The organism is Allochromatium palmeri, assembly GCF_009720725.1.
Taxonomy (GTDB): domain Bacteria; phylum Pseudomonadota; class Gammaproteobacteria; order Chromatiales; family Chromatiaceae; genus Thermochromatium; species Thermochromatium palmeri.
This window is the reverse complement of record NZ_WNKT01000016.1, coordinates 1-13,162: the sequence shown is the minus strand read 5'-3', so window position 1 is coordinate 13,162 and position 13,162 is coordinate 1. Positions and strand designations below refer to the sequence as shown.

Here is a 13,162-nt window from a genome sequence, read left to right as displayed (position 1 = left end):
CGTCAGCAAGCCATCTGGCGCTTTGAGATGCGCGATGAGACTCAGCCCCAGGTCACACTCGGCAACATATTCCAGCTCAACCTGATCGAACTCAACAAGGCCGACCGCCTCGGGCTGCCCCCAGGACCGCTACGCACCTGGATTACCTTCTTTAAACACTGGCAGGAGGAACTGACCATGACCGCCATCACTCACGAACCCGTGATCAAGGCCATGAATCGCCTGCGCGCCCTCAGTGCCGATGAAGAGGCGCGCCGCCAGGCTTTCGTGCGCGAGCGGGCGTTGCACGATGAAGTCTCGTTTCTGAATGAAGCCAAGCGGGAAGGTCGCGAAGAAGGCCGAGAAGCCGTGGCACGCAATCTCCTGACCGATGAGCAAATTGCAAGCGCCGCCGGCTTAACTGAAGCGGCGGTCAATGCGCTGCGGAATCAAGTCGTGACCGAACGCGCAACAGATCGCCACGATGCCCGCTAACCCATGCCCAGCCCAGCGCCCCCGTCAGCGTCCAGCGCCTCCGCATCGGCGGATGGCCGCTGCGATGGATCGGCTCACCACAATGGCTCCATCGCTGCGCAACTCGCCGCCGTTCGTCCGTCGGCTTGGCCGGGTGGCGAGTGTTTTGTTATGATCCGACCCGTTTTTACACGCAGGGAATGCTCAAGGGATATTGAGTCAGTGAGTCAGCGCAGTCGTCAGAAAAGTCGTAACAAGGGTCGTCAGTCGGGCGTTCGGGCGCGTTCGGGTGTGGCATCGACGGCTGTGGCGGCTTCGGTGACGACGCCCGATCCGGCGTCGATGGTGTCTTCTTCGCATCCGGTGTCCGGCTCGACGGCGTTGAGTCAGGCGGGGCCGGCGGTTCAGAGCGGCGAGCTGTTGCCCTGTGACGAGCCGTTGTTCGATTGCGCCCAAGTCAGTCAAGTCTCGCAAGTCACTCCGTTCGTATGTCTTCGCGTATCGGCCACTTGATGGCGCCGTCATCCGGTGCAGTCGTTTCGACGCGGGCGCCGACGTCGCTTCAGCTCAGCCAGGGTAACGCGGCCTGGCGTGTCGGGCGTTATGCCGAGGCCGTGGCCGAGTATGCGCGGTTGCTGATGCAAGCGCCCGAGTTGGCCGAGACGCTGGCGATTGCCGACAGTCTGGCGCTTGCCCGTCAACGCTATCGCCGTGAACGTGTGACGACGAACGCGGCCCCGCGTGTGGCGGTGTGCGGCTGGTCGCTGGGGCACAACCCGGCTGGGCGGGTCGATACGCTGGCGCGGCTCTATCAGTCACTGGTCGAGGTCGAGATCATCGGCTGTCTTTTTCCGAGTTGGGGGCGCGAGATCTGGGCGCCGATCCGCCGCACGCCGATCCCTGTGCGCAGTCTATTGGTCGAGGATGAATGCCGCTTCATCGAGCAGGCGCTCGAACTGGTGCTGGCGCATCCCTATGATCTGGTGCATCTCTCCAAGCCGCGCCTGCCAAACATTCTCATCGGGTTGCTGTACAAATGGCTCTGGGAGGCTTCTGTCCTCGTCGATATCGATGATGAGGAGCTGGCCTTCGTCGGGGCCGAGGCGCCGCTCAAGCTCGATCAATGGTCGCCGGAGCCATTCGGTTCGCTGATCGGCAACACCGGCACTCGTCTCGCCGTTGGTCTGGCCGACGCCTTCGATGGCGTCACCGTGGCCAATGCGGCGAATCATTCGGTTGTGCGGTCGCTGCTGGAGTCGCATGGGCGTGGTCATGTCGGGCCACGCCGGCTGGCGCCTGAGTTGGTGCGTTTCGGTGTCGTGCCCTGGTTCGGGCCGTTGTGGCGTGCCTTGTCCGAGGTCTGGGGCCAAGACCGTGGCGGGGTGTCGATCATCATCCTGACGCTGAATGGCGCGGCCTTGCTCGATCGGTTGTTGCGCACCTTTGTGGCGACTAACAGCCTGCGTCCGGTGGAGTTGATCGTCGTCGATCATGGGGCGCTCGATGATCCGGGCGATGAGACGGCGGCGGTGATCGAGCGTTATCGTGCGGTGTGCGAACTGTGGCATCTGCGGCGCGGGGCGAATCACAGTTTTTCGGCGTCCTGTAATTTCGGGGCGGCCTGGGCGCGTTATCCCAATCTGCTGTTTCTGAATAACGATATTGTGTATAGTGCGGATGCCTTGCCGGCGGCGCTGGCGAAGCTGGCCGAGCCTGAGATCGGCTGTGTGGGCGTGCGGCTCGATGATGATCCTGACAGTCTGCCGCCGGGGCAGGAGGCGGGGATTCAGCATCTGGGGATCGACTTTGTCTGGACTGAGGCGCGTGGGTACTATCAGCCGCGTCAGATTCGTCAGGCGAGTCTCGAGCGCTCTCTGGAGTCGGGGGCGCGGTCCGGGGGTGGATGGCAGCCGGCGGTGACGGGGGCGTTTTTGCTGTGTCGGCGGCGCGATTTCAGGCGGTTGGGCGGTTTTTCGGCTGAGTATGACTATGGGTTGGAGGACATCGATTTCTGTCTGCGTCTGACCCGCGATCTGGGCAAGCGGGCCTGGTGTCTGACTGAATTGGGGCTGCGCCATGCCGAGAGCAGTACGCGCCGGCGCGATCGGGCGCTGACGAATGCGCGCATCGAGCGCAATCATCGGCGGTTCAAGGCGCTCTGGGGTGAGCGGACTCGGGCGTTGGCGGCGGAGGGCGGTGAGGCGGACGGGGCGAGTTTGAATGTGCTGTTCGTGTTGCCGCATCAGTTCGACAGTAACAATGGTTATCACGTCCAGCTCCATGCGGCGCTGTTGTTGGCGCGGGGGGCGGATTGCACGGTGGCGGTTCCGGATGGGCTGTATGCGGCGTCGAGCGTTTCGCTGCGGGTGCGGTCGTACACTCAGGTTTTGGGTGAGGCGTCGGGGGCCGGTTTTCGGGATGGGCGTGGTCCGGATTTGGTGCATGCCTGGACGCCGCGTGAGATCGTGCGGCGGTTTGTTGAGGGTGTGCGCGGGCGTTGGCGGTGTCCGCTGGTGGTGCATCTCGAGGACAATGAGGAGCATCTGACTGAGGTGGCGCTGGGGCGTCCTTTTGCGGAGTTGGCGCGGTTGTCGTTGGCTGAGTTGGATCGTTGCATTCCGGAGCATCGCTATCATCCGCTGCGCGGGCGTTGGTTTCTCGATCGGGCCGATGGGTTGACGTTGGTGATCGAGACGCTGGGGCGTTTCAATCGTTATGGTCGGCCGTCGCTGGTGTTGTCGGCGCCGGTGGATGAGCGGTTGTTTTATCCGCGTCCGCTCAATCGGGCGTTGCGGCAGGCGTTGGCGATTGGGGATGAGGCGGGTGTTGTGGTGTATACGGGCAATGTGCATGCGGCGAATCGGGGCGAGGTGGGTGAGTTGTATCGGGCGGTGGCGGAGTTGAATCGGTTGGGGCGGTCGACGGTGTTGGTGCGTACTGGGGTGAATGGGGCGTCTGGGGCGTTGGAGGGGTTGGCGCCGGCGCCTCAGGTGCGGGAGTTGGGTTGGGTGGAGCGTGAGCAGGTGCCGGAGATTCTGGCGGCGGCGGATGTGTTGGTGCAGCCGGGGGAGCCGGGGGCGTTCAATGATCAGCGGATTCCGAGTAAGCTGCCGGAGTATTTTGCGATGGGGCGGCCGGTGGTGTTGGCGCGCAGTCATTTGGGGTTGGAGGTTCGGGCTGGGGAGGAGGCGTTGGTGGTCGAGGCGGCGAATGTGTCGGAGATCGTGCGGGCGGTGCGGGCGATTGGTGAGGATCGGGCGTTGGCTGAACGTTTGGCGCTGGGGGCGCGGCGGTTTTATGAGCGGCGCTTGCGGGTGGCGGATGAGGCGTTGTTTGAGTTCATGGGGGCGTTGAAGGCGGCATGAAGTGCATTTGATCTCGTTTTGCGCCCCAATTACCATACAATCAAGGAGTACACTGATGGCGACAGTCAATTTTACCGGTGTGGTTGATCGCGACCTGCTCAAGCGTGCGGAGCGCATCGCGGCCAAGACGGAGACCTCGGTGAACGCCATTTTCAATACCGAGTTGCGCTATCTCGTCGAAACCTTCGAATTGGCTGAAGCCGTGGGTAATCAGAACTATCGTATCCTGCTCGATTTTGCCCTGGGGCGTATTGACGATCTGGCGGCGATGCGTGCCTTGGGCATCGGTACGGATGAGGATCTGTTTTTGCTGATGATGCAGGCGCATTTGCCGATGCCGCGTCTATCGGAAGCCACGACGCGCGGCATGGTGGCGGAACTCAATGCGCTGGCCGGATGAGCGATGTCATCGCCAATCGGGCGCCGGTCTTTCTGTTGCCGGATGCTGGGCCCCTGATCACTCTGGCCTACGGGCAAGTACTCGATCTGTTGCTCAAGCCCAACTGGCCGGTGCATATCGTCGATATGGTGTTGCATGAGGTGACCCGTAACGCGACTCCAAGCAGTGAGGCCATCCGTTGCTGGATTGAGGTCAATCGTGTTTCGGTCATGACGACCCGAACCTACCGGCATACCTACGCATGATTTTGCGCACATCAGTCTGGCTTCCGTAATTAAGCGAAAGCCAGCAAGATTTGAGAGATCTGGAAAACTCTTTTTATCCGAAATGTGTTGAACTGCAACGGCAATGCGGCACTGAACCGCAAGTGCATTCGATGCGTTAGGAAATTGCCTCCATTCCACTTTTTATTAGCGACTGCAGATGGAAAAGAAAAATTTCTCACGCGAAATTCGCGAGCTATTTAACAACAATCAGTTGTCAAAACTCGCGGCGGTCATCAATTCACAGATCTCGTCCAGCGTTGTATCACGTCACGACTGTCTTTTGGCATTGAATATTTGTAAGTGCGCTAATGTTTGGCAAGAAGTTAGGTGTTTTTCAAGCCGCAAACCGCTATCTATAGTTACCGTAAATCTTAACAATAAAAAAGGTTTAGCGAGCACTGTTGAAAGTGTGCTTAAGCAAACAGCGCGAGGGCAAATACAATATATAGTAATAGATGGTTACTCCGATGACGGTTCGCTCGACTATCTGCATGACAAAGCCTCAGATATTGACATCGCGATTTATGGCAAAGATGTAGGTGTTTATGATGCAATGAACTTAGGCATAAGTCTGTCAGAGTCAGACTATACGCTTTTCCTTAATTCTGGCGATACCTTGGTAGATGATACGATAGTATCCAAGTTTCTGGATAACGTAGACGAAGGCACGAAACATGATGTTTTGTATGGCGACTGCATATTCGTTTCGCCAAACGTTACCTCAGCGGGTGATATCGAAAACCTATGGAAAGGGATGGTTTGTTCGCATCAGTCAGTTTTTTTCAAAACGTCACAAATCAAAAACAACAAATATAACCAAGCGTATCGCATTGTATCTGACTACGATCTCCTATATCGCTTATACACAGGCGGTTCGTCATTTCGGCAGCTTCCATGGGCCGTCAGTCAGATAGAACCAGTAGGGATAAGTTCGGACTTTTACGAAAGGACGCTTGAACGCTGGCAAGTCGTGAGAAAATACCAGCACCCACGAATCGACAGACAGGAAATTGACGATTTTTATCGGTCTCTGTTAGCGACCCAAGGAAAATGGGTTAATCCACAAACGTTCAATACGAACAAGCACTTAAATAGCATTTTAAGCAACGTAGAAAACAGGTTAATTTTTCTGATTTCCATGCCGCGTTCTGGCTCAACGTTGCTGCAGAAAATTTTAGAAAACACTAGGATGATTGGAACTGCGAGCGAACCTTGGGTAATGCTTCCTCTTCTGGCTGGCACCGATCATAACCTAACTAAAACGCGTTACTGCACTGAACTGGCATCAGAGGCCATCAGTATTTTTCAAAAAGATATCGGTAGTCCGAATGCCGTACAACATGCTCAAAAAGTCTATGCGGATGCAGTATACTCCGCAGCAATGAAGCAGACGCAGAAGAAATATTTTCTGGACAAGACGCCGCGGTACATCTACATCGCCGAAAAAATCCAAGAGCTATACCCAAACGCAAAGTTTATTGTCCTTTTAAGGAATCCTGCTGCCGTAATTACTTCCTATGCGCAAACTTGGCGACGAGGAGATTTTGATAGTGTATTTAATGACGAATATTACAGATATGATTTCACGGAAGGTTTCAAAAGCCTAGCCAGATATTTGAATAACGGGTCTAAAAAGCACGTTGTCAAATACGAGGATCTCGTCGCCGAGCCACAATCACAAGTGCGAGGAATATGCCAGTATCTCGGCATACCATACTCGGACGACTACATCGAATACTCAAAAGCATCCAGCACGCGAAAATTTGCATTTGGTGACCCTGAGTCCGTGTACAAAAATACTAAACCAGTCAACAATCCATTTAAATGGCTCGATGGGATTAAGACAGTAAAAAATAGAAGGGCGCTCACAAAATGTCTCGATTTAATTCCGCCTGACGTAATTGCTGAGCTTGGATACAGCCTAGATGAGATAAAGAAAAATTTGGAAAAAAAAAATATGGAAGATATCTTCCCCCCTTGGAGCTTACTTAGCAAAGAGCAATATCGTCGACCGGGCTTTGAACAGAATCAGACGAAGGGAAGTAAGACGTGCCAATTCTCAATTGGTGTTGTCGTGACTTGTTATAACAACGAAAGCACGATTGAACATACGCTTGCTTCGTTGATGGGGCAAACGAGGCTTCCAGATGAAGTTGTCGTTGTAGATGATGCATCCAGCGATGCGTCATTTGAACTTCTTCGCAAGGTTAAATCAAACTGCACTCAGTTCTCGCTTAAGTTGATTAGAAACGCCGATAATCTCGGAGTTGCAATGGCCCGTAGATTAGGTTTTCAAGCACTTAATACGGATTTTGTAACGACCTTGGACGGTGATGACCTCTTTGCGCCGGAAAAGCTAGAGGCTGAGTTCGCCGCGCTCGGGAATAATCCGAATAACGTTGCGTTCAGTGACACGTTGACGCTGACTGAAACCGGTCCTGCGCGCTTAGATAGCAGCGAGTATCACAATGCGCCGCCCGACAAATTATTACAATTGCTTGCGTCTCGTAGCGCTCCAGTTCCGAGGGATCTGCTGATACCCAAAAAATTGTATGAGCGTGTCGGGGGCTTCGATCCTTACTTTGATCTTTATGAAGACTGGGCGCTCAAAATGAGACTTGCCTCTACCTCGCGAGAGGGACAGTGGTGTTATAGTGCATATGTAGGGTCAATTTATGACCGTCGTTCACCCGGTTTATCCAATAAGCCAAAGCTTGTTCTTGGCTATGGACAGTTACTTGCTATTGCGCGAAATATTTCGTTGTTTTGCGCAATACCTCAAGCACTAAGCTCAGGGCTAAGAACGGTTGCAGGCTGCTTTGAAGAAGGGTTGCGGAAGAGATTTGAAGAGCTAACCAAGCTAATTGAGTCTGAAGGGATGAGCCAAGAGTTGTATCGAAGATTTACATCATTATGGGCGGATCGTGATGTTGGGAGAGAGACAAAGGCGATTGCGCATGACCTTTGGTTGTTCTCAAAGCCGATAGAGAGAAAGAGCACTGAACAAACGATTGTAGATTATGAGCGGCGTGATGATTCGGCTACGACTAGAATATTCTTGGTTACGCCGGTGCTTAATGGAGCTGAATATATTGAACGCTGTATTAAGAGTGTTGTTAACCAAGAGGGAGATTTTGAACTCTACTATCATATTCAAGATGGTGGCTCAACCGACGGAACAATCCAGGTAGTCGAGAGCTGGAAAAAGCGAATTGAAAGCGGCGAATTGCAGGGAAGATGTCGGTTATTGACGATGACGTGGCGGTCTGAAACGGATACTGGTATGTATGATGCGGTTGCGAAAGGATTTGAGGCTCTTCCGATACGGGACGAGGACTGGATGACGTGGCTCAATGCGGATGATACGCTAACAGCCGGTTCGTGTGGATTATTGTCTTTCATTGACCAAATGCCTGATGTTTCTATTAATTGGGTTACTGGAAAAACCTGTGTTAAGTCGTTAAGTAACAAGGTTAGTGAGCATCATTTGCCTGTTAATAGTGAAGTGCTACGTCGCGGCTTATGTGATGGTCATTTTTGGCCATTCTTGCAGCAAGAAGGCACCTATTTCCGAGGGTTTATGTGGAAAAGAATTTCAGTAAAAATGGATTTTTCACGACTTGGTCTTGCGGGCGACTGGAACCTATGGCGTCGTTTTGCAGAAACAGAAGAAATTGTTCCTGTAAATAAAGCCCTTGGCATTTTCCATGAGCGCATCGGGCAGTTAAGTAGAGAATTAAAAAAAGAATATTTAGCGGAGATAGACACTCTGGTTGATCTAACTGAAAGGATGCAAGCTTTTGATTCTTTTCCGCTAATCGATACAGTTTATTCTTTAATTCAAGTTACTGATAGCGGTAATCTTGTCAGAGAACAAAAAAATATAGCTGGTCAATATACTTACCTTCGAAGTTGTAAATCGTGACAATCTCTTCAAGAGGGGTCTTTCGTCCGCAGTGTGGGAACGCGATGCGCGGGGAGGTTATTTTAGTGTTTTGCTATGTAGCCTAGTAGGGGTTATAAGTTCATTTCTTTTAACTGATAACAAAGATCTTGGGCACGCCTGATCCAAAAACTAGCGATGCGGAAAAAATGGCTAATTTGAGGTCGCAAAATCAGGCTGTTTCCCTGATGAACTGGGTTTACTGCAGCTAGTAGATCCAAGCCATAATCAAGGCCATAGCAGACAGTAGTTCAGAGGGTTAGAGTAATGACGGCACCCCGACCATCTAAGATCGATGTTCTGCGGCGTATCCGGGAGCATCTGGATATAAAGAATGTGATCGACGTCGGTGTGAATTTTGGCACGCCGGAACTCATATCTGCGTTTCCGAAGGCAAAACATTACCTCTTTGAGCCAATGGAACACTTTCGCGATCCCATCGCCAGCAAATATCAGTCACTAGAACATGAGCTTTTTTGTGTAGCTTTATCTGATCGGGATTATGATGCTTGGCTGGTTGAGAAAAATGTAGCAGGAGGAAATTCAGCGACTCATAGTCAGATACTAGAGAAGCCTGTTGATGTGGATGGGAAGAATATAATTAAATGTTCACCGATGGAAATAAGGCGGTTTGACTCCTTAAGCATCACTGTGGATCCAAACTTCTTACTGAAAATCGATGTGGATGGAAAAGATCTAGAAGTACTACTAGGTTTCGGCGAGCACTTAAAGCGCGCTTCAGTGATAATAATCGAAGCTACTTTTGCCACGCTTGGTGCGAGGCTCAGATCTTGCCAAGAGGCTGGCTTCCAGCTTTGGGACATTGTTGATTTGGTCTATTACGGGCCAGCACTTTATCAATGTGACCTGATATTCGTGCGAAACCCTCTTGCAGTCAGAATGAGGCCGCCAATAAGCAATTTCGATAAAGGTCTTTGGGAGCCATTCCGATAAAAAGTGCGACGCCGGAAGGCTCAAAACGTTCGGGAGAAGTGCCTCAACATCAAAATTCTTAACTCAATTAAAAAATAATTATTATAATTACAAATGGCTTTAAGTTACAAGAAATTGGATTAATGTACTTAGCTCGACTTTGGCCATTTTTGGACTCCCACAGCCAGCTAAGTGCTTGAAACTCCGTAGGGGTGGAAAATTAGAGGGGGTCTGGACGCACGAACGCCGGATTTTGACCCCTCGCTATTTTTCTTGCGCCTTGTAAGTTACTGATTGAAAAGGAGTTACTGATCAGGGAAAATGGCCAAAGTCGAGCTTAGCTGAACCCATCTAAAGTTTCCCGTTTTTGGCCCTAGGCGACCAGCCTGAGTAGGGCGTCGGCGATGGAATTTGGCGGGGGTTTGCTGGGAGCGGCGCAATCCCCCTCAAAATTCTCCCCGGTCAGGGCCTTGGCGAAGGCACGGCGCAGATCGGCGAAGGTGTACTGGGTGCGACGCGCCGTGGCGTAGCGTCGGTCCGGGGCCTGGGTGAGGCTGTCGCCGAAGATCCAGGTCAAGGCGGTGGCCAGCAGGCAGAAGTTGAGGTGGTTGTCGACGGCTTCGGGGGTGCGCGCTTGTGTCTGAGCGCTGCCGATGTCCTGTTTGATTTCTTTGAACCCGGATTCGAGTTTCCACCGAGCCCCATACCCTCAGTGTCAGAATACATGTCGTTTGCTCTTGCGATCTTTCTTAATACATCGAGTAGGCGAGGATGCTCAGATCCTGTCTCAAAGCCGCTCTCAGCACCAGAGCGACATGGGCCACATCCCCAGCACTGGAGCGGCCTACAGGCCACAGAGACCCGATCATGGTCATCTTGCCCAACCCCAGTGCCAACCTGAACCCTGGCTTGTCTCTTAAGTGACTTCACACCGATGCAGGCGACAAGTATGCTGACAACTACCGCATAGAATTCGATGATCTGCGCGGGGGTGAGGGTCAGATCGGTGGTGAAGAGGGCAACGTAGTGGGAGCGCCGAAAGACGCAAACGAGGCGCACACGGCGTTTGAGGGTCTTGAGCATGACGAGGCGTTCGGCGAACTGTACCGGTTGCTGACGTCCATAGAGTTGGAGGGTTTCACAGCGGGCCTCTGGACGCAGACGCTCAGCGAGGTCTTTCACGGTGCCCAGACGCGGGCCGTATTTGGGCGGACGTCCGCGTGTTCCGCTCGGCGGGGGCGGCAAATCGTAGAGGGCGGTGGTAACGCGCATCCGGGCCAGCAGATCGACCTGTGGGCCGAGGGCCTGACGCATCGGCTTCCAGAGTCCGTTGTTGCCAAACCAGCTGTCGGCGACGACCAGGATCGGGGTCTTGGGAAACACGACGGCTAAGAACCGCAGCAGGCGTGTAGCCTGAGCGAACTTGGTCTCGAAGCCAATGGCGCGTCCGCGCAGGCGCTGACAGCCCAGGCGCAAGGTCGCCAGGCGTAGATACCAGGCAAAGGCCCAAGGAATACAGGCCCAGCGTCCATGGACGCGCTTGAGCAGCCCGAGCAACAGAATCGTCTGCGCCCACGGATAGGCGGATTGATTCGGCTTGGCCGCATGATCAAAGGTGGTCTGACACCCGAAGATCTTACGTCCGGTCTTGGGGTTGATCGAATCGTCCAGCCCCATGATCAGGCGCCCATCGGTGAGCGGACTCGGGGTACCGCGCCACAGGCGCACCCACAGCGCCTTCCAGGGCAAGCGCGCTGAGGCCATGAAGCGATAGTAGGCCGAGCGCGAGAGCGTCACACCGAACACCACGGCGATGACACGGCGCAGACTGGACGCCCGCGCCGGGGCCAGCGGAATGAGCAGGGCTTTGAGCGTCAGCAGGAAGCAGGACCCATGCAGTTGGCCGCGAACGCCGCGCGGAAAAACGGCGTGGAACTCGTCAAGGAGTGTGGATAAGATCGACATGGGAAGCGGACTCCGGGTTAGGACGGTTCAGTGGACGTTTACACCCTATGAGCGTAGTCCACCGTGAGTCCGTTTTCCGCCCCAAGAGGCCTGGATCAGAACGGCGTTTGGATCATACCGACGCACACCGTGCATGACTCGAACACGCTACATGACGTGTCATGCAAAAGTGGGAAACTTTAGAACCCATAATAACCTACGCAAAACCCGAGGTAAAATGATGAGCAGAGGAGTATTGTATACTGTAACTGGAATTAGTCGGTACACTGGCGAATCCTATTTATCTTTGGCTATAAGGTCAGCTCAATCGATAAAAAAATTTTTGCCTCAGATAGCTATCGCAGTCATGACTGATGAGGAATACATCCAACAAGCTAGGGAAGTCAAATGTTTTGATAAGGTAATCCTGAAGAAAACAGAATTATTAGGGAAATACCAAATGAAAGTAGATTGGATAAAGCACACGCCTTTCGAGGAGACTTTGTATTTAGATGCCGATACTTTGGCTATTCATAATATGCAGGACATTTTTGATATACTTAAGTATTTTGATATAGCGTTGCCGCGCGCCTCCTTTCGAAAGAAAGCTTCACCGTTATCTGATCTAAGCTCAAGCATGATACTTTTTAAGAACACTCCTGAGATACGTCAGATTTTTTCTATGTGGCGAAGTGAGTATTTGTTGGCTCTTGAAAAAAATATGGATGCCGGTGACCAGGGTGTTCTTACTAAATGTATTTATCAGTCAACTGCGCGATGTTATGTGATACCTGGTGAATATCACTTTAATACGGGACTCCCATGTGTTGCGCACGGACCTGTTAGATTGGTAACCGCCCATAAAAAGAACTACTTGGAGATCAGCCAGCGCTATCTGAATAAAAGCTTGTCCCACCGAGCGTACTTCCCGTTGCTTTCAACCATATATGTTGATAACGCAGATCAAACACTTAGCGGCTTGCCACGTCAATCGCAAAAGATAAGCTTTAAAGATTAATAACTTTTTCTTTTGAGTTCGCGGTAGGTGGCGTGACCATCGCGCATCAGCTAACCTTTTGTTACATTTTTTAGAGAAGTAATATATGATGAATAAAGACCCTATTGTTCGCCGAATACTGGTAACAGGATGCGGTCGAAGTGGAACTCACTATGTCACTTCCGTTTTACGTCGCCTTGGGATGGATGTTTTACATGAGAAGATGGGTGCAGACGGTATTGTTGCATGGCAATTTGCTATTAAGGAAGTTTTGGCTAAGCAAGCCAATGGCAGAGGGGTTGCTTTTGAGCATGTTGTTCATTTAGTACGAGACCCTATTAAAGTAATTTCATCGAATCATACGAACAATGAGCATGCATGGTCTCACATTTTTGCGTATTGCCCGGAATGTAAGAATGAGAACCTTACAGTTCAGTGCGCAAAGTTTTGGACTGCATGGAATAAAAGAGCGGAAGAAGTAGCAGATTTTAGAATTAGGCTTGAGGATTTTTCAAATCAATTTGCGCTACTTTGTAGTATATTAAAATTGAGTGAAAACAGAGATGCTTTAGTTGCTCGTAACGTAAAAGATATTGATTCACGATCCGACTGGAAGAAGTATAAAAATACTTCATGGGATGAACTTTATAGTCTTGATCGTGTCGCTGCTCAAGATGCTTGGGAATTAGCGAGATCCTACGGATATTACGAATGAGTCAAAGAGACCTGGTCTCCCTCAGGATCACGTATGGCCAGCGGTCAGAATTATAAAAATCTAAAGAAATGTCAAGTCCCCGGAGATTGTAGACACGTTTTTTGAAGAGTTTGGGGCGTTTCTCGTGCCAGTCCTTGAGTGCCTGA

At 52.1% G+C, this 13,162-nt stretch carries 10 protein-coding genes; 8 read left to right on the top strand and 2 right to left on the bottom strand.

The features are described 5' to 3' along the window. The first annotated feature begins 27 nt into the window (after positions 1-27). From GJ668_RS09100 to GJ668_RS09075, 6 genes are all read left to right on the top strand, one after another. Entirely contained in the window at positions 28-474 is a 447-nt protein-coding gene (locus GJ668_RS09100; RefSeq protein ID WP_155449846.1) for a hypothetical protein, read from the top strand. Between the two features lie 491 nt (positions 475-965). Further along, a complete protein-coding gene (locus tag GJ668_RS09095; RefSeq protein WP_155449845.1) occupies positions 966-3,818 on the top strand; it encodes a glycosyltransferase in 2,853 nt (950 codons plus the stop codon). A gap of 55 nt (positions 3,819-3,873) precedes the next feature. Next, the gene (locus GJ668_RS09090; RefSeq protein WP_155449844.1) at positions 3,874-4,218 is read left to right on the top strand and encodes a hypothetical protein; all 345 of its coding nucleotides are present in this window, start codon (positions 3,874-3,876) and stop codon (positions 4,216-4,218) included. Continuing rightward, positions 4,215-4,463 (top strand): hypothetical protein, encoded by a 249-nt coding sequence (locus GJ668_RS09085; protein WP_155449843.1) that lies wholly within the window; start codon positions 4,215-4,217, stop codon positions 4,461-4,463. Before GJ668_RS09090 ends, GJ668_RS09085 begins: the two co-directional genes overlap by 4 nt. Before the next feature lie 178 nt (positions 4,464-4,641). Continuing rightward, a complete protein-coding gene (locus tag GJ668_RS09080) occupies positions 4,642-8,409 on the top strand; it encodes a glycosyltransferase (protein WP_155449842.1) in 3,768 nt (1,255 codons plus the stop codon). A 354-nt stretch (positions 8,410-8,763) separates the two neighbouring features. Next, entirely contained in the window at positions 8,764-9,381 is a 618-nt protein-coding gene (locus GJ668_RS09075; protein ID WP_186342998.1) for an FkbM family methyltransferase, read from the top strand. A gap of 352 nt (positions 9,382-9,733) precedes the next feature. Here GJ668_RS09075 and GJ668_RS09070 read toward each other — a convergent pair whose 3' ends face one another. Together GJ668_RS09070 and GJ668_RS09065 are read right to left on the bottom strand one after the other, a co-directional pair. Further along, complete coding sequence (locus tag GJ668_RS09070; protein WP_155449840.1) at positions 9,734-9,937, bottom strand: hypothetical protein; 204 nt, start codon at positions 9,935-9,937, stop codon at positions 9,734-9,736. Next, the gene (locus GJ668_RS09065; RefSeq protein WP_155449839.1) at positions 9,934-11,325 is read right to left on the bottom strand and encodes an IS701 family transposase; all 1,392 of its coding nucleotides are present in this window, start codon (positions 11,323-11,325) and stop codon (positions 9,934-9,936) included. The genes GJ668_RS09070 and GJ668_RS09065 overlap by 4 nt, the downstream gene beginning before the upstream one ends. 346 nt (positions 11,326-11,671) lie before the next feature. Between GJ668_RS09065 and GJ668_RS09060 the strand changes: the two genes are divergently transcribed. Together GJ668_RS09060 and GJ668_RS09055 are read left to right on the top strand one after the other, a co-directional pair. After that, entirely contained in the window at positions 11,672-12,322 is a 651-nt protein-coding gene (locus tag GJ668_RS09060) for a glycosyltransferase family protein (protein ID WP_186342997.1), read from the top strand. Between the two features lie 85 nt (positions 12,323-12,407). Further along, positions 12,408-13,016, top strand: a complete 609-nt coding sequence (locus GJ668_RS09055) for a hypothetical protein (RefSeq protein WP_186342996.1) — start codon at positions 12,408-12,410, stop codon at positions 13,014-13,016. Positions 13,017-13,162: the final 146 nt, after the last annotated feature.